General features: G+C 72.2%; 1 protein-coding gene (only partly in view). It reads right to left on the minus strand.

Annotated elements, in window-relative coordinates:
• Positions 1-20,079 carry the 5' portion of a type I polyketide synthase gene (locus PV796_RS00405; RefSeq protein ID WP_274910681.1) on the minus strand. Its footprint begins 12,957 nt before the window's first position, so 20,079 of the gene's 33,036 nt are visible here — the first part of the coding sequence; the start codon lies at positions 20,077-20,079; its stop codon lies off the left edge, out of view.
• Between the last annotated feature and the right edge of the window lie 9 nt (positions 20,080-20,088).

Below are 20,088 nucleotides of genomic sequence, written 5' to 3' on the forward strand. Positions count from 1 at the left end.
GGACCGGCCGGCCTCCGGCAGGGCGACCTCGGCGTAGACCTCGCCGTCGCGCCGCCATGCCGCTCGCAGGCCCTGGAAGGCGGGCCCGTAGTCGAATCCTTCGACGGCGCGCGACGCGTAGAAGTCCGCGAGGTCAACGGGTTCGGCGTGGGTCGGTGGCCAAGTCGTGGCGTCGAAGGGGACGGTGGTCGCGGCCGGCAGGCCGGTGGCGAGGACGCCGGTGGCGTGCTGGGTCCACGGCGAGTTCCCGGTGTGTTCGGGGCGCGAGTGGATGGTGAGGGTGCGGCGGCCGGCGGCGTCGGCGACGCCCACCCGGACCTGGGCCCGGACCGCCCCGCGCTCCGGCAGGACGAGCGGTGCGGCCAGGGTCAACTCCTCGACGTGATCGCAGCCGACCTCATCACCGGCCCGCAGTGCGAGTTCCAGGAGCGCGGTGCCCGGCAGCAGTGCCTGGCCCATGACGGCGTGGTCGGCCAGCCACGGGTGGGACTGCAACGAGAGGCGGCCGGTCAGCAACGTGCCCTCGTCCTCGGCGAGTTCGACGATGCCGTTGAGGAGGGGGTGACTGGCTCCGGTGATGCCGATGGCGGCGGCGTCCACGGTCCCGCGGCCGCCGGCCGGCCAGAACGGCCGGTGTTGGAACGCGTACGTCGGCAGGCTCACCGGGCGTGCGCCGGCCGGGGCCAGGAAGGTGGTCCAGTCGATCGGCGTACCGGTGGCGTGGAGCCGGCCGAGCGCGGTGAGCAGGGCACGTTCCTCGGACGTGTTCCGGCGGAGGGCGGGGAGGGTGACGCTCTCGTCGGTGAGCGTCTCCCTCGCCATGGCGGCGAGGACGCCGTCCGGCCCGAGCTCCAGGAACGTCCGCACCCCCTCAGCCTCCAGACACCGCACACCCTCCGCGAAACGCACCGCCTCCCGAACATGCCGCACCCAATACCCCGCCGAGCACAACTCATCCGCCGAAGCCAACCCACCCGTCAGATTCGACACGACGGGAATCGACGGAGCGGAGTAGGACAACTCCTCGGCAACAGCCCGGAAATCATCCAACATCGGATCCATCAACGGCGAGTGGAACGCATGCGACACCCGCAACCGCGTCACCCTACGCCCCTCCGCCTCAAAGACACCCGCGACCCCCAGAACGGCATCCTCCACACCCGAAACCACCACAGCAGTAGGCCCGTTGACCGCAGCGATCGACACCTCACCAGACAGGCGCGGCACGACCTCCTCCTCGGCGGCCTGAACCGCAACCATCGCCCCACCAGACGGCAACGCCTGCATCAACGACGCACGCGCCACCACCAAACGGCACGCATCCCGCAAGGTGAACACCCCGGCGACATGCGCCGCAGCAACCTCACCAATGGAGTGACCCGCCACGAAGTCCGGCCGCACACCCCAACTCTCCACCAACCGATACAACGCCACCTCAACCGCGAACAAGGCCGGCTGCGCCCAACCCGTCTCATTCAACGCATCGGCATCCCCGCCCCACATCACCTCACGCACACCAACCACGGACGACACACCAGACAGATCGCCGTCCAACAGCTCGATCACGGAGTCCAGGGCCCGGGCGAACACCGGGAACCGGTCGTACAACTCACGCCCCATCCCCAAACGCTGCGAACCCTGACCCGAGAACAGCACGGCGCAACGGCCCGTGCGGGCTTGGCCGGTGAGGGCCGAGGGGTCTGGTTCGTCCGCCGCGATGGCGGAGAGGGCCCGGGTCGCCTCGTCGTGGTCAGCACGCAGGACGACGGCCCGGTGGGCGAAGTGCGAGCGCTGGGTGGCGAGGGAGAGGGCGACGTCGACGGGGGCGAGGTCGGGGTGTTGTTGGATGTGCGCGTGCAGGCGTGCGGCCTGGTCGCGCAGGGCTTCCGGGGTCTTGCCCGAGAGCGTCCACGGGACCACCGGGACCACGGTCGGCTCCGGAGCGACTGCCTGTTCCGCTGCCTCGGGGCGCGGCGCGATCGCCGGCTGTTCCAGGATGACGTGGGCGTTGGTGCCGCTGATGCCGAACGAGGAGACACCGGCCCGCCTGGCCCTCCCCGTCTCCGGCCAGGCCGTCTGCTCGGTCAGCAGCTCGACCGCGCCGGCGTCCCAATCGACGTGCGTGGAGGGTTCGGTGATGTTCAGGCTGCGCGGCAGCATGCCGTGTCGCATCGCGAGCACCATCTTGATAACGCCGGCGACGCCGGCCGCGGCCTGGGTGTGCCCGAGGTTGGACTTGATCGAACCCAGCAGCAGCGGGTGCTCGGGGTCGCGGTCCTGGCCGTAGGTGGCGATGAGTGCCTGGGCCTCGATGGGGTCGCCGAGCGTCGTGCCGGTGCCGTGCGCCTCGACCACGTCCACGTCACCCGTGGACAGGCCGCCACTGGCCAACGCCTGGCGGATGACGCGCTGTTGGGACGGGCCGTTGGGGGCCGTCAGGCCGTTGGACGCACCGTCCTGGTTGACCGCCGAGCCGCGCACCACGGCCAGGATCTGGTGACCGTTGCGGAGGGCGTCGGACTGGCGCTCCAGTACGAGCATGCCGATGCCTTCGGACCAGCCGACGCCGTCGGCGGATTCGGAGAAGGGCTTGGAGCGGCCGTCGGAGGCCAGTCCGCGCTGTCGGGAGAACTCGATGAAGGTGTCCGGGATGGACATGACGGTGACGCCGCCCGCGAGGGCGAGGGTGCACTCGCCACCGCGCAGTGCCTGTGCGGCGAGGTGCAGCGCGACCAGGGAGGAGGAGCAGGCGGTGTCCACGGTCATCGCCGGGCCTTCGAAGCCGAAGGTGTACGAGACGCGGCCGGATGCGACGCTCAGTGCGCTGCCCTGGCCCTGGAACCCTTCGAATTCCGCGCCGTCGAGGCGGGTGCCGTAACCGCTGTACATGACGCCGGCGAAGACGCCGGTGCGGCTGTCGCGCAGGGAGACGGGGTCGATGCCGGCGCGTTCGATCGCCTCCCAGGTGGACTCCAGGAGCAGGCGCTGCTGGGAGTCGGTGGCCATCGCCTCGCGGGGGCTCATGCCGAAGAAGTCGGCGTCGAACTCGGCGGCGTCGTGCAGGAAGCCGCCGGAGCGGGCGTAGGAGGTGCCTGTGTGGGCGGGGTCGGGGTCATAGAGGTTGTCGAGGTCCCAACCGCGGTTGGTCGGGAAGTCGGAGACGACATCGGCGCCGTCCCCGAGCAGGCGCCACAGGTCCTCGGGGGAGGCGATGCCGCCCGGGAAGCGGCAGCTCATGCCGATGACGACGATGGGGTCGTCGTCCGGAGCGACGGTCGGGGCGTTGGGTTCCTGGGGGTCCGATTCGGCGTCGGGGCCGAGGAGTTCGGCGAGCAGGTACTCGGCGAGGGCGGTTGCGGTGGGGTAGTCGAAGACCGCGGTGGCCGGGAGGCGCAGGCCGGTCGCGGAGCCGATGCGGTTGCGGAGTTCGACCGCGGTGAGCGAGTCGAAGCCGAGGTCGCGGAAGGCGCGGGACGGGTCGACGCCGTCGCCGGTGGTGTGGCCCAGGACCATGGCGGCCTGGTCGCGGACGAGGGCGAGGAGGGTCTCCCGTCGCTCGGTGCGCTGGAGTCGGGTGAGTCGTTCGGCCAGTCCGGTGTCGTCGCCGGGCGCGGTCGTTGCCGCCGTGCGGCGGAGGGGTGCCTTGACCAGCCCGCGCAACAGCGGTGGGACGGTGGGCTGGTGACGCAGTGCGGTGAGGTCCAGGCGGACCGGGACCAGCGCGGGGCTTCCAGTGGCCAGAGCCGCGTCGAAGAGCGCCAGACCCTGCTCAACAGTCAGCAGCGGCATCCCGGACTCAGCGGCACGGCGAACATCCCGCTCCGTCAACCCAGACGTCATCCCCACCCCCTGCTCCCACGCACCCCACGCCAACGACACACCACACAACCCAGCAGCCACCCGATCAGCCGCCAAAGCATCCAAAAAGGCATTCCCCGCCGCGTAGTTGGCCTGGCCAGCACCACCAAACACACCCGCCACAGAGGAAAAGACAACAAACGCATCCAGATCCAGACCACGAGTCGCCTGATGCAGATTCCACGCACCATCCACCTTCGGACGCAACACCGCCGCCAAACGCTCCGGCGTCAACGAACCCACCACACCGTCATCCAACACACCCGCCGCATGCACCACCACACTCAACGGACGCACAACGGAAATGCCATCAACCAACTCCACCACCGCATCACGGTCAGCCACATCACACGCCACCACCGACACCTCAGCAGCACCCAACGACTCCAACTCCGCAACCAACTCCGCCACACCCACAGCCCCAACACCAGACCGACTCGTCAACACCACATTGCGCACACCACACGAACGCACCAAATGCCGGGCCAACACCCCACCCAAACCACCGGTACCACCCGTCACCAACACCGTTCCGTCGGGCCGCCAGTTGCGGGGCAGGGTCAGCACGATCTTGCCGATGTGCTTGGCCATGCTCATGTACCGGAACGCGTCCTTGGCGTGCCGGACGTCCCAGGTGCGGACCGGGAGGGGGCGCAGCGCCCCGGTGTGGAAGAGGTCCATCAGCTCGGCCAGCATGGTGCCGATGGTTGCGGGCGCCACCCAGGCGAGGTCGAAGGAGTGGTAGGCGAGGTGGTCCGGGACGGAGTCGGCCTCCCGGATGTCGGTCTTGCCCATCTCCAGGAACCGGCCGCCCGCACCGAGCAACCCCATCGAGGCGTCCACGAACTCGCCGGACAACGCGTTCAACACCACGTCCAGGCCGCCGTCACCGGCGACCTCCGCGAACGACACCGCGAAGTCCAGGGTCCGGGAGGAGGCGATGTGGTCATCGGCCACCCCCAGAGAACGCAGCACCTCCCACTTGCCCTCACTGGCCGTCGCGAAGACCTCGGCACCCAGATGACGGGCGATCTGGACCGCCGCCATCCCCACACCACCGGCACCGGCATGCACCAACACCCGCTCCCCCGCCCGCAGTCCGCCCAACTCCCGCAGGGCGTAGTACGCGGTCAGGAACACCAACGGCACCGAGGCACCCGTCTCCCAGGACCAGTCCTCGGGCAGGTGGGTCAGGCGGCGGGCGTCGTCCACGGCGAGGGAGCCGAAGCTGCCGGTGATCATGCCCATGATGTGGTCGCCGGGGGCGAGGTCGGTGACCTCCGGTCCGACCTCGACGACCACGCCGGCCGCCTCGGAGCCGAACAGGCCCACGTCGTCCCCGGGGTACATGCCGAGCGCGTTGAGGACGTCGCGGAAGTTCAGGCCCGCCGCCCGGACCTCGACGCGGACCTCGTGGCCCGTCAGCGGTTCCAGCGCCGCCGGATACGGGGTCAGGGCGAGGCCGTTGAGGCTGCCCTTGGCCGTGCTGTCGAGTCGCCATGCCGGCTCGGCCGGCGGGGCGAGGACGGCGTCCGCATCGAAGCGGGCCAGCCTGGCGGCGAGCACTCCGCCGTCGCGGAGCGCGAGTTGCGGTTCGGTGGTGTGCAGGGCGCGGAGCAGCAGGCGGCCCCGTTCGGCGGCCGCGGCGCTGTCGTACGGGCCGGCCGGGCGCGGGTCCCGGTCGATGAGGACGAAGGTGTCCGGGGCCTCGGACTGTGCGGAGCGCACCAGGCCCCAGACCGCGGACGCGGCGAGGTCGATGATGTCGCTCCCGCCGGCGGCCACGGCCCCGGTCGTGACGAACGCCAGCCGTGCGGCGCCCGCGGAACGCCCCTGCCCGGTCCATTGCTGGACGAGGGCGAGTGCGTCGGCGGCCAAGGTGTGTGCGGCCTCGGCCGGGGACGGGGCGTTCGATGTCGTGCCGAGGGCCGCGGTCCTGGTTTCCCCGATGGCGATCAGGACCGTGTCCGGAACATCGGTGTCGTCCGCGGCGAGGGCGGACAGTGCGGACAGGTCGGCGTGGGTGGTGACGCGAACGCCGGCGGCGGCCAGGTCGGCGGCGAGTTCGGCGCCGATCGCCGTCGTTCCGATGAGCGCGAGGGTGGTGGGGGCACCGTGGCCGTCGTCCGCACCGGTCGCGCTCTCCGCCTCCGGTACCGGGGTCCAGTCCAGGGCGAACAGGGCATCGCGGGCGAGGCTCGTGGAGCCGGTCAACTGCGCGCCGGAGACGGGGCGGGAGACGAGCTGGTCGATGGTGGCGACCGGGCGACCGGCGGTGTCGGCGACGGCGAGGGCCACCGATCCGCCGTCGTCGCCCGTCGGGGTCAACCGGACGCGTAGTGCGGTGGCGCCGGTGGCGTGCAGGGTTGCGCCTTCCCAGGAGAACGGCAGGCCAGTGCTGCCGCCGTCGGTGAGGAGGGCGGCGTGCAGGGCGGCGTCCAGGAGGGCCGGGTGGAGACCGAAGGCGGACGCGCCGTCGACGGCCGACTCGGGGAGCGCCACCTCGGCGTAGAGGACATCGCCGGTGCGCCAGGCAGACCGCAACCCCTGGAAGACCGGCCCGTAACCGAAGCCCAGGGCGGCGAAGTGGGCATAGCAGTCCGCCGAGTTGAGCGGCTCGGCGCCGACGGGCGGCCAGACCGTGGCATCGAAGTCGGGGTCGACCGGGGCAGCGGCGGCCGTCAGGATGCCGGTGGCGTGCAGGGCCCAGGACACGTCGGTCGCGTTTGCCGGCCGCGAGTGGACGGTGACGGTGCGGCGGCCGGTGGCGTCGGCGACGCCGACGCGTACCTGGGTCTGTAGCGCTCCGCGCTCCGGCAGGACGAGCGGTGCGGCCAGGGTCAACTCCTCAACGCGATCGCAACCGGCCTCGTCACCCGCGCGGAGCGCCAGCTCCAGCAGCGCTGTGCCGGGCAGCAACGTCTGGCCCATGACGGCGTGGTCGGCCAGCCATGGATGCGTCTGGAGCGACAACCGTCCGGTGAACAACACCCCTTCCCCTTCGGCGAGTTCGACCGAACCGTCGAGGAGCGGGTGTTCGGCGGCGGTGAGGCCGGCGGCCTTGGCGTTCGCGGTGGCCAGGGTGCCGGTGGGCCAGTAGGTGGCGTGCTGGAAGGCGTAGGTCGGCAGATCGACGCGGACGGCGGCGGTGCCGGCGAAGAGCGTCGACCAGTCGATGCGGAGTCCCGCGGCGTGCAGGTGAGCGAGTGCGGTGAGTGCGGAGGTCTCCTCGTCGCGGTCCTTGCGCAGGACCGGGACGGTGACCGCGTCGCCGGTCAACGATTCCTGGGACATGGCGGACAACACGCCGTCCGGCCCCAGTTCCAGGAACACGGTGACGCCTTCGCGCTCCATCGTGGCAACGCCGTCGGCGAAGCGCACCGCTTCCCGGACGTGCCGGACCCAGTACTCCGCCGTGCACAACTCGTCGGCAGAGGCCAGTCCGCCGGTCAGATTCGACACGACGGGGAGGGTGGGGGCGGTGTAGGACAGCCCCTCGGCAACGGTCCGGAACTCGTCGAGCATCGGGTCCATCAGCGGGGAGTGGAACGCGTGCGAGACGCGCAGCCGGGTTGTCTTGCGCCCGGTTTCGGCCAACCGTTCCGCCAGCGCATGCGCCGCACGCTCGGTGCCGGAAATGACCACGGAGGTGGGGCCGTTGACGGCGGCGATGGACAGGCCGTCGGACAGGTGCGGAACCACCTCGTCCTCGGCGGCCTGAACCGCAACCATCGCCCCACCAGACGGCAACGCCTGCATCAACGACGCACGCGCAGCGACCAAACGGCACGCATCCCGCAAGGTGAACACCCCGGCGACATGCGCCGCGGCGATCTCACCGATGGAGTGGCCGGCAACGAAGTCCGGCCGCACACCCCAACTCTCCACCAACCGATACAACGCCACCTCAACAGCGAACAAGGCCGGCTGCGCCCAACCCGTCTCATTCAACGCATCGGCATCCCCGCCCCACATCACCTCACGCATACCGAACGAGGGGGACGAACCGGGAAGCTCCTCGTCCAACAGCTCGATCACGGAGTCCAATGCCTGCGCGAACACCGGGAACCGGCCATACAACTCACGCCCCATCCCCAAACGCTGCGAACCCTGACCCGAGAACAGCACCGCATGACGCCCCGGGCGCCTCTGGTCGACAATGGCGGCAGGGTCGTCGCCACCGTTGGCGATGGCCTCCAACGCCCGGACCACATCGGCGCGTTCGGCCGCGAGAACCACCGCACGGTGATCGAACGCCGAACGGGTCGTGGCCAGTGAGTGGCCGAGGTCGAGCGGGCGCAGGTCGGGGCGCTCAGCCAGCCAAGTCAGCAGGCGCGCGGCCTGGCCACGCAGGGCTTCGGAGGTCGCTCCGGCCAACGGGACGGGCACAACGGCGAGTTCGGGCCCGGTCGGCTCCTCGGCGAGGCTCTGACTGTCCCCCGGCTGTTCCAGGATGACGTGGGCGTTGGTGCCACTGATACCGAACGAGGACACACCGGCCCGCCGGGCCCTCCCCGTCTCCGGCCAAGCCGTCTGCTCGGTCAGCAACTCGACGGCACCCGCGCCCCAGTCGACGTGCGAGGACGGCGCGTCGACATGCAGGGTCCGCGGCAACACACCATGCCGCATCGCCAACACCATCTTGATGACACCGGCAACACCCGCCGCGGCCTGCGCGTGCCCGATGTTGGACTTGAGCGAACCGAGCCACAGGGGCCGGTCCTCCGGGCGACGCTGACCGTAGGTGGCGATGAGTGCCTGGGCCTCGATCGGGTCACCGAGCGTCGTACCGGTGCCGTGCGCCTCGACCACATCCACATCACCCGTGGACAGGCCACCACTCGCCAACGCCTGGCGAATCACGCGCTGTTGGGACGGGCCGTTGGGAGCCGTCAGACCGTTGGACGCGCCGTCCTGGTTGACGGCCGAGCCGCGCACCACGGCCAGGATCTGGTGACCGTTGCGGACCGCGTCGGACTGGCGCTCCAGCACCAACATGCCCACGCCCTCGGACCATCCCACACCATCAGCGGCCTCGGCGAACGCCTTGGAACGGCCGTCCGGAGCCAACCCTCGCTGACGCGAGAACTCCACGAAGGTGCTGGGCGTGGACATCACCGTCACACCGCCGGCCAGAGCCAACGAGCATTCCCCGGCGCGCAGGGCCTGGGCCGCCCAGTGCAGGGCGACCAGGGAGGAGGAACAGGCGGTGTCCACGGTGACGGCCGGGCCCTCGAAGCCGAAGGTGTACGAGACGCGACCGGAGGCCACACTGCCCGCACTCCCCTGCCCCTGGAACCCCTCAAACTCCCTACCGCCCAACATGCTTCCGTAATCGCCATACATCACACCGGCGAACACGCCCGTCTGACTACCGCGCAGGGACACCGGATCAATACCGGCCCGCTCGATCGCCTCCCACGACGACTCCAACAACAGACGCTGCTGCGAATCCGTCGCCAACGCCTCCCGCGGACTCATCCCGAAGAAACCCGGATCGAACTCCCCCGCCTCATGCAGGAACCCACCACTACGCGTGTAAGACGTCCCGAAGTGCTCGGGGTCCGGGTCGTAGAGGCTGTCCACGTCCCAACCGCGATTGGTCGGGAACGAAGTGATCGCATCCGCCCCCTCGCTCACCAGACGCCACAGATCCTCAGGCGAAGCAACACCACCCGGGAAGCGGCACGCCATCCCCACCACCACGATCGGATCGTCGACCGCCGGCGGCAGCGACTGAACCGGCACCTGAGGCTGACTGTCGATCCCGCCGAACAACTCGTCCTGCAGATGATCCGCCAGGGCGGACAGGGTGGGGTGGTCGAAGACCATGGTGGCGGACAGGTGTAGGCCGGTGGCGGTGCGCAGGCGGTTGCGGAGTTCGACGGCAGTGAGCGAGTCGAATCCCAGGTCGCGGAAGGCGCGTTCGGCGTCGATGGCGTTGCCGTCGGCATGTCCGAGGACCAGGGCGGCGCTGCTGCGGACGATGTCGAGCAGTGCCTCGTGGCGTTGGGCACGGTCGAGTCGGCCGAGCCGTTGGATGAGTCCGGTGTCCGCGCCGGTGGCGGATCCGGTGGCTGCGGTGCGGCGCTGCGGTGCGCGGACGAGGCCACGGAGGAGTGGTGCGATCTCGCCCTGGGTGCGCAGTGCGGTGAGGTCCAGGCGGACCGGGACCAGCGCGGGGCTTCCGGTGGCCAGGGCCGCGTCGAAGAGCGCCAGACCCTGCTCAACAGTCAGCAGCGGCATCCCGGACTCAGCGGCACGGCGAACATCCCGCTCCGTCAACCCAGACGTCATCCCCACCCCCTGCTCCCAAGCACCCCACGCCAACGACACACCACACAACCCAGCAGCCACCCGATCAGCCGCCAAAGCATCCAAAAAGGCATTCCCCGCCGCGTAGTTAGCCTGGCCAGCACCACCAAACACACCCGCCACAGAGGAAAAGACAACAAACGCATCCAGATCCAGACCACGAGTCGCCTGATGCAGATTCCACGCACCATCCACCTTCGGACGCAACACCGCCGCCAAACGCTCCGGCGTCAACGAACCCACCACACCGTCATCCAACACACCAGCCGCATGCACCACCACACTCAACGGACGCACAACGGAGAGGGTCTCCACCAACTCCACCACCGCATCACGGTCAGCGACATCACACGCCACCACCGACACCTCAGCAGCACCCAACGACTCCAACTCCGCAACCAACTCCGCCACACCAGCAGCCCCAGCACCAGACCGACTCGTCAACACCACATTGCGCACACCACACGAACGCACCAAATGCCGGGCCAACACCCCACCCAGACCACCGGTACCACCCGTCACCAACACCGTTCCGTCCGCGGACCACGGCGTGTGGGTGGTCGTGGGGCCGGGGGTGCGGGTGAGGCGGGCGGCGCGGGCGTGGCCGGCGCGGAGGAGGAGTTGGGGTTCGTCGAGGGTGAGGGCTCGGCTGAGCGCGGTGGTGGAGGCGGGTTCGGTGTCGAGGTCGAGGAGGCTGAAGGTGTCGGGGTTCTCGGTCTGGGCGGAGCGGATCAGGCCCCAGACCGCGGCGGCGGCCGGGTCGGTGGCGGGCGCGTCGTCGGTGGCGATGGCTCCTTGGGTGACGAAGACCAGTCGGGAGCCGGCCGGGCGGTCGGCAGCCAGCCACTGTTGGGCGAGGGTCAGGGCGTGGGCGGTGAGGGTGTGCGCGCGCTGCGCGGTGTCACCGTCGAAGGGAGCGGTGAGGGGGGCGAGGACGGTGGTGGGTGGGGCGGTGTCGCCGGCCGGGAGGTCGGCGAGGGTGGCGTGGTGCGCGGTGACCTGACCGCCGAGGGCGTCGGCGAGTGCGGTGGTGTCCGGGCCGATGAGGGTCAGCGGCGTGGGTGTGCCGGTGTCGGGTAGTGGGACCGGGGTCCAGTCGAGGTGGAAGAGCGCGTCGTGGGAGTGGGTGGCGTCGGTGGTCAGTTGGTCGGCGTCCACGGGGCGGGCGAGGAGTCGGGTGATGGTGGTGACGGGGTTGCCGGCCGGGTCGACGGCGGTGAGGGAGAGGGCGTTGGGGCCGGCGGGGGCGAGGCGGACGCGTAGTGCGGTGGCGCCGGTGGCGTGGAGAGTGACGCCTTCCCAGGAGAAGGGGAGCCCGGTATTGCCGTCGTCGGTGAGGAGGGCGGCGTGCAGGGCGGCGTCCAGGAGGGCCGGGTGGAGACCGAAGGCGGACGCGTCGTCGACGGCCGACTCGGGGAGCGCCACCTCGGCATAGAGAACGTCGCCGGTGCGCCAGGCAGACCGCAACCCCTGGAAGACCGGCCCGTAACCGAAGCCCAGGGCGGCGAAGTGGGCATAGCAGTCCGCCGAGTTGAGCGGCTCGGCGCCGACGGGCGGCCAGACCGTGGCGTCGAAACCGGGGTCGACCGGGGCCGCGCCGGCCGTCAGGATGCCGGTGGCGTGCAGGGTCCAGGGGCGGGCGTCGGGGTCTTCGGGGCGGGCGTGGAGGGTGAGGGTGCGGCGACCGGTGGCGTCGGCGGGGCCGACGCGTACCTGGAGGAGGGCGGCGGCGTCCTCGGGCAGGGTCAGGGGGGCGGCCAGGGTGAGTTCCTCGACGTGGCCGCAGCCGGTCTCGTCGCCGGCGCGGATGGCGAGTTCGAGCAGGGCGGTGCCGGGGACGAGGACGGTGCCAAGGACGGTGTGGTCGGCCAGCCAGGGGTGGGTGCGCAGCGAGAGGCGGCCGGTGAAGAGTGCGCCGTCGTCGTCGGGGAGGTGCACGGCGGCGCCGAGGAGCGGGTGTTGCGTGGCGCCGAGGCCGGCGGCGCGGACGTCGTCGGGGCGGGCGGTGCGGGCGGCGGGCCAGAACCAGCGGTGTTGGAAGGCGTAGGTCGGCAGGTCGACGCGGGTGGCGTCGAGGCCGTCGTAGGTGGCGGTCCAGTCGGCCTCGACGCCGAGTGCCTGGAGGTGGCAGAGGGCGGTGATGACGGCCTGTTCCTCGGGGCGGTCCTTGCGCAACAGCGGGACCGTGGTGGCGCCTTCGGGGGCGGATTCCTGGGCCACGGCGGACAGCACGCTGTCCGGGCCGAGTTCGACGAAGGTGGTGACGCCGCGGTCGGCGAGGGTGCGGATGCCGTCGGCGAAGCGGACCGCGTCGCGGACGTGTCGGACCCAGTAGTCGGCCGAGCGGAGTTCGTCGGCGGTGGCCAGTCCGCCGGTGAGGTTGGACACGACGGGGACGGTGGGGGCGGCGAAGGCGAGGCCGTCGACGACCGCGCGGAAGTCGTCCAACATCGGGGCCATCAGCGGGGAGTGGAAGGCGTGGCTGACGCGCAGGCGGGTGGTGCGGCGGCCCTGGTCGGCGAAGTGTCGGGCGATTTCGAGGGCGGCGTCCTCGTGGCCGGAGACGACGACGGAGGTCGGGCCGTTGATGGCGGCGAGGGAGGCGTCGTCGGTGAGGAGGGGCAGCACCTCGTCCTCGGTGGCCTGGACGGCGATCATCGCGCCGCCTTCGGGCAGCGACTGCATCAGCGCGGCGCGGGCGACGACGAGGCGGCAGGCGTCGTTCAGGGAGAGGACGCCCGAGACGTGCGCGGCGACGATCTCGCCGATGGAGTGGCCGGCCACGAAGTCCGGTGTGATGCCCCAGCTTTCCAGAAGGCGGAACAGTGCCACCTCGACGGCGAACAGGGCGGGCTGGGTGTAGCCGGTGCGGTCGAGGAGTTGGGCGTCGTCGCCCCAGACGATGTCGCGGAGGGGCTGGCCGAGTTCGGCGTCCAGGCGGGTGAGGACGGTGTCGAGGGCTTCGGCGAAGGCGGGGAAGCGTTCGTAGAGGACGCGGCCCATGCCGAGTCGTTGGGAGCCCTGGCCGGAGAAGAGGAAGGCGGTCCGGCCGGCGCGGGCGGTGCCGGTGAGGACGGCCGGGTCGTCGGTGCCGGTGGCGAGGGCGGTCAGGCCGCGGAGGGCCTCGGCGCGGTCGGTGCCGAGGATGACGGCGCGGTGGTCGAAGGCGGTGCGGGTGCTGATCAGTGAGTAGCTGATGTCGACGGGGCGCAGTTCGGGGTGGGCCTCGACGTGGGTGAGGAGGCGGGCGGCCTGGTCGCGCAGGGCGTCGGGGGTCTTGGCGGACAACGCCCAGGGGGCGACGGGCAGTTCCTCGACGGGGCGGTCGGTGGGCACGACCGTGCCGGGGACGACGGTGGGCGGTTGCTCGATGACGACGTGGGCGTTGGTGCCGCTGATGCCGAAGGAGGAGACGCCGGCGCGGCGGGCCCTCCCCGTCTCCGGCCAGGCCGTCTGCTCGGTGAGCAACTCGACGGCACCCGCGTCCCAGTCGACGTGCGAGGACGGCGCGTCGACGTGCAGGGTCTGCGGAACCACTCCGTGTCGCATCGCCAGGACCATCTTGATGATGCCGGCGACGCCCGCGGCGGCCTGGGTGTGTCCGATGTTGGACTTGACCGAGCCGAGCAGCAGCGGGTGCTCGGGATCGCGGTCGCGACCGTAGGTGGCGATGAGTGCCTGGGCCTCGATCGGGTCACCGAGCGTCGTCCCGGTGCCGTGCGCCTCGACCACGTCCACGTCACCCGTGGACAGGCCGCCACTGGCCAACGCCTGGCGGATGACGCGCTGTTGGGACGGGCCGTTGGGAGCCGTCAGGCCGTTGGACGCACCGTCCTGGTTGACGGCCGAGCCGCGCACCACGGCCAGGATCTGGTGACCGTTGCGGAGGGCGTCGGACTGGCGCTCCAGCACCAGCATGCCCACGCCCTCGGACCAGGCGACGCCGTCGGCCGCGTCGGCGAATGCCTTGGAGCGGCCGTCGGGGGCCAGTCCGCGCTGTCGGGAGAACTCGACGAAGGTGCTGGGGGTGGACATCACGGTCACGCCGCCGGCCAGGGCCAGGGAGCACTCTCCGGCGCGGAGTGCCTGGGCGGCCCAGTGCAGGGCGACCAGGGAGGAGGAGCAGGCGGTGTCGACGGTGACGGCGGGGCCTTCGAGGCCGAGGGTGTAGGAGATGCGGCCGGAGGCGACGCTGGGGGCGCTGCCGTTGCCGCGGAACGCCTCGTACTCGTCGCCGGTGAGGGTGGTGCCGTAGTCGTTGTACATGACGCCGGCGAAGACGCCGGTGCGGCTGTCGCGCAGGGAGGCGGGGTCGATGCCGGCGCGTTCGACGGCTTCCCAGGAGAGTTCGAGCAGGAGGCGCTGTTGGGAGTCGGTGGCGGTGGCCTCGCGGGGGCTCATGCCGAAGAAGTCGGGGTCGAAGGCGCCGGCGTCGTGCAGGAAGCCGCCGGCGCGGACGTGGGTGCGGCCGGGGCGGTCGGGGTCCGGGTCGTAGAGGTTGTCCAGGTCCCAGCCGCGGTTGGTGGGGAACGGGCCGGTGGCGTCGGCGCCTTCGCTGACCAGGCGCCACAGGTCCTCGGGGGTGGCGACGCCGCCGGGGTAGCGGCAGGCCATGCCGACGATGACGACCGGGTCGTCGGTGGTGGCGGGCGCGGCGGGGAGGGGTGTGGCGGGTGTCAACTCCTCTGTGGTGCCCAGGAGTTCGTCGCGGAGGTGGTCGGCGAGCGTGTGCGGGGTCGGGTAGTCGAACACCATGGTGGCGGGCAGGCGGAGGCCCGTTGCGGTGGTGAGGGCGTTGCGGAGTTCGACGGCGGTGAGGGAGTCGAAGCCGAGGTCCTGGAACTGGCGGCCGGCTTCGACGTCGGTGGCGTCCGCGTGGCCGAGGACGTGGGCGATCTGGGTGCGGACGAGGTCGAGGAGGGCTTCGCGGCGGGCGGTGGCGTCGAGGCCGGCGAGGCGTTGGGTGAGGCCGTCGGCGGTCTGGGAGACCTGGGCGGCGGCGCGCCGGGCGGGGGTGCGGATCAGGCCGCGGAGCAGGGGGGCGATCTCGCCCTGGGTGCGCAGGACGGGCAGGTCGAGGCGGACCGGGGCGAGGGCGGCGGGTCCGGCGGCGAGGGCCGCGTCGAAGAGGGCGGTGCCCTGTTCCAGGGTGAGCGGGGGCATGCCGGAGCGGGCGATGCGTTCGACGTCGAGGTCGGTCAGGCTCTTGGTCATGCCGACGCTCTGGGTCCAGGGGCCCCAGGCGAGGGAGGTGGCGGGCAGGCCGGCGGTGGCACGTTGGGCGGCGAGGGCGTCCAGGAAGGCGTTGCCGGCGGCGTAGTTGGCCTGGCCGGGGCTGCCGAGGGTGGCGGCGACGGAGGAGAACAGGACGAAGGCGTCCAGGTCGAGGTGGCGGGTGGCCTGGTGCAGGTGCCAGGCGGCGTCCACCTTGGGGCGCAGCACGGCGGCCAGGCGTTCGGGGGTGAGGGAGCCGAGGACGCCGTCGTCGACGATGCCGGCGGTGTGGAGGACGGCGGTGAGGGGGTGGGTGGCGGGGACGGTGGCGAGCAGGTCGGTGAGGGCCGCGGGGTCAGTGACGTCGCAGGCGGCGATGTGAACGGTGGCGCCGTGGTTGGTGAGTTCGGTGGTCAGGGCGTCGGCGCCGGGGGCGGTGGGGCCGCGGCGGCTGGCGAGCAGCAGGTGGCGGACGCCGTGGGTGGTGACCAGGTGGCGGGCGAGGACCGCGCCGAGGCCGCCGGTGCCGCCGGTGATCAGCACGGTGCCGTCGGGGTTCCAGTCGACGGGGGTGGTGGGGTGGGGGACGCGGGTCAGGCGGGCGGTGTGCGGGGTGGTGCCGCGGAGGGTGAGGTCGGGTTCGTCGTGGGTGGCGGCCAGGGCGGTCGCCAGGGTGGCGGCGTCGGGGTGGGGGGTGTCGGGGGCGAGGTCGAGGAGGGCGAAGCGGCCGGGGTTTTCGGTGCGGGCGGTGCGGATCAGTCCGCCGGCGGCCGCGGCGGCGGGGTCGGTGCCGTCGGTGGCGCCGCGGGTGACGAGGACCAGGCGGGCGGCGGCGAAGCGGTCGTCGGCGAGCCACTGTTGGGCGAGGCGGAGGGTGGCCGTGGTTCGGGTGTGGGCGGCGTCCGGGGTGGTGGCCGCGGGGTCGGTGGTCAGGGTGGTGACGACCAACTCGGGGACGGGGCCTTCGGCGGCGAGGGCGTCGAGGTCGGGGTGGGTGGTGAGGGTCAGGCCGGTGGCGCGCAGGGTGCTGGCGAGGCCGTCCGGGTCGGGGCCGAGGACGGCGACGGCGGTCGGCGCATGGGTGGGGCGGGTGCGCAGCGGGGTCCACTCGACGTGGAAGAGGGAGTCGCGGTGGAGGGTGGTGGTGCCGGCGTCGTTGGCGGGGATCTCGCGGGAGACCAGGGAGTCCACGGTCAGGACGGTGGCGCCGGTGGTGTCGTGGACGGCGATGGTGACGGTGTCGTCGCCGACGGGGGCGATCCGGGCGCGGACGGTGGTGGCGCCGGTGGCGGCGAGCGAGACGCCCTCCCAGGCGAAGGGCAGGCCGCCGCGGCTGATGGCGCCGAGGTCGGCGTAGGCGGCGGCGTGCTGGGCGGCGTCCAACAGGGCCGGGTGCAGGCCGAATTCGGTGGGGTCGGTGCCGGCGTCGTCGGGCAGGGCGACCTCGGCGTAGACCTCGTTGCCGCGGCGCCAGGCGGCGCGCAGGCCCTGGAACGCGGGGCCGTAGTCGAAGCCGAGTCCGGCCAGGCGGGCGTAGGCGCCGGTGAGGTCGAGGGGTTCGGCGCCGGTGGGGGGCCAGACGGTGGCGTCGAAGGCGGCGGCCGGGGTGGGGGTGCCGGTGGTGAGGACGCCGGTGGCGTGTTGCGACCAGGGCAGGTCGTGGTCGTCCTCGGTGCGGGAGAAGATGCCGAGGGTGCGGCGGCCGGTGGCGTCGGGGGCGCCGACGCGGACCTGGAGTTGGACGCCGCCGTGTTCGGGGAGCACCAGGGGTGCGGCGAGGGTGAGTTCCTCGACGCGGTCGCAGTCGGCCTCGTCGCCGGCGCGGACGGCCAGTTCGACGAAGGCGGTGCCGGGCAGCAGTGCCCGGCCCTGGACCGCGTGGTCGGCGAGCCAGGGGTGGGTGCGGACGGAGAGGCGGCTGGTGAACAAGTAGCCGGCGCCGTCGGCGAGTTCGACGCTGGCGCCGAGCAGCGGGTGGTCGGCGCTGGCCAGTCCGGCGGCGCTGACGTCTTGGGCGGTGCGGGCGGTGGTGGGCCAGTAGCGCTGGTGTTGGAAGGGGTAGGTGGGCAGGTCGGTGCGGTGGGCGCCGGTGCCGTCGAAGAGCCGGGCCCAGCGGACGGTGACGCCACGGACGTGGGCGCGGGCCAGGCCGGTGACGGCGGAGAGCTCCTCGGGGCGGCCCTTGCGCAGCAGCGGGACGGCGGCGGCGCCGGCGGGGAGGGATTCCTGGGCCATGGCGGACAGCACGCCGTCCGGGCCGAGTTCGACGAGGGTGGTGACGCCGCGGTCGGTGAGGGCGGTCACGCCGTCGGCGAAGCGGACGGCCTCGCGGACGTGGCGGACCCAGTAGTCGGCGGAGCGCAGGTCGCTGGCGGTGGCGATGGTGCCGGTGAGGTTGGAGACGACCGGGATGCGCGGCTCGTGGTAGGTCAGGCCCTCGGCGACGGCGCGGAAGTCCGCGAGCATGGGGTCCATCAGCGGCGAGTGGAAGGCGTGGCTGACCCGCAGTCGGGTGGTCTTGCGGTCCTGGTCAGCGAAGTGGGCGGCGAGGGCCTCGACGGCGTCCTCGGTGCCGGCGACGACGATGGCGGCGGGGCCGTTGACGGCGGCGATCGTGACGCCGTCGTTCAGCAGGGGGGTGACCTCGTCCTCGGTGGCGCGGACGGCGAGCATGGCGCCGCCGCGCGGCAGGGCCTGCATCAGGCGGGCGCGGGCGGCGACGAGGGTGCAGGCGTCGGCGAGGGTGAGGACGCCGGCGACGTGGGCGGCGGCGAGTTCGCCGATGGAGTGGCCGCCGACGAAGTCGGGGGTGACGCCGAGGGATTCGACCAGGCGGTAGAGGGCGACCTCGACGGCGAACAGGGCGGGTTGGGCCCAGCCGGTGTCGTTGAGGGGTTCGGCGTCGGTGCCCCAGACGATGTCGCGGAGCGGGCGGTCGGTGTGGGCGTCGAGGAGGTCGGTGATCTCGTCGAAGGCGGCGGCGAACACCGGGAAGCGGGCGTGGAGTTCGCGCCCCATGCCCAGGCGTTGGGAGCCCTGGCCGGAGAAGAGGACGGCGAAGGGGCCGTCTTCGGCGGTGCCGCGGGCGAGTTCGGTGGGGCCGGTGGGGTCGGCGAGGAGGACGGTGCGGTGTTCGAAGGTGGCGCGGCCGTCGGCGAGGGAGTAGCCGATGTCGAGGGGGTCGGCTTCGGGGGTGCCGGCGAGGTGGGCGGTGAGGCGGGCGTGTTGGGCGTCGAGGGCGGCGGCGGTGCGGGCGGACAGCGCCCAGGGGACGACGGCGGGGCGGTGGGCGGGTGCGGTGCTGGGCGGTTCGGGGGCGGTGGGGGCCTGTTCGAGGATGACGTGGGCGTTGGTGCCGCTGATGCCGAAGGAGGAGACGCCGGCGCGGCGGGCGCGGCCGGTGGTGGGCCAGGCGACGGGCTCGGCGAGGAGCGTGACGGCGCCGGCGGTCCAGTCGACGTCGGCGGTGGGTTCGGTGGCGTGCAGGCTGCGGGGCAGCACACCGCGCTGCAACGCCATGATCATTTTGATCACGCCGGCGACGCCCGAAGCGGCCTGGGTGTGGCCGATGTTGGACTTGAGCGCGCCGAGCAGCAACGGCCGGGGCCGGTCCTGTCCGTAGGTGGCCAGCAGCGCCTGGGCCTCGATGGGGTCGCCGAGGGTGGTGCCGGTGCCGTGCGCCTCGACGGCGTCGATGTCGGCGCCGGTGAGGTGGGCGTTGTCCAACGCGGCGCGGATGACGCGCTGTTGGGAGGGGCCGTTGGGGGCGGTCAGGCCGTTGGAGGCGCCGTCCTGGTTGATGGCGGAGCCGCGCAGCACGGCGAGGACCGGGCGGCCCTCGCGCTCGGCGTCGGAGAGCCGCATCAGGACGAGCATGCCGGCGCCCTCGCCCCAACCGGTGCCGTCGGCGTGGTCGGAGAAGGACTTGCAGCGGCCGTCGGCGGCCAGTCCGCTCTGCGCGGTGAAGGAGACGAACGGGCCGGGGGTGGACATGATGGAGGCGCCGCCGGCCAGGGCCATGGCGCACTCGCCGCCGCGCAGGGCCTGAACGGCCCAGTGCAGGGCCACCAGTGAGGAGGAGCAGCCGGTGTCGACGGTGGCCGCGGGGCCCTCGGCGCCGAGGGTGTAGGAGAGGCGTCCGGAGATGACGCTGGCGGCGTGGCCGGTGGTCGAGTAGACCTCGACGTCCTCGTCGGACGCCTTGATGACCTCGCCGTAGTCCTGTCCGGTGGTGCCGACGAAGACGCCGGTTTGGCTGCCGCGCAGGGTGGAGGGGTCGATGCCGGCGCGTTCCAGGGCCTCCCAGGTGATCTCCAGGAGGATGCGCTGCTGGGGGTCCATGGCGACCGCTTCGCGCGGGGAGATGCCGAAGAAGCCGGGGTCGAAGCCGGCGGCGTCGGCGACGAATCCGCCGACCTGGGCGAGGCTGCTGCCCTCGCCGCCGCCGGCCAGCTTCTCCAGGTCCCAGCCGCGGTCCTGCGGGAACGGCCCGATGGCGTCGCGGCCTTGGGCGACCAGGTCCCACAGGTCCTCGGGGGTGGTGACGCCGCCGGGGAACCGGCAGCCGATGCCGACGACCGCGACGGGTTCCACCGCCGCCGCCACCAGTTGTTCGTTCTGCCGGCGCAGCCGCTCGATCTCCTTCAGGGACGACCGGAGTGCCTCGACGTACTTGTTGGGGGGCGTGCTCATGGTGGGCTC

It is taken from the genome of Streptomyces sp. WZ-12, from assembly GCF_028898845.1.
GTDB lineage: Bacteria > Actinomycetota > Actinomycetes > Streptomycetales > Streptomycetaceae > Streptomyces.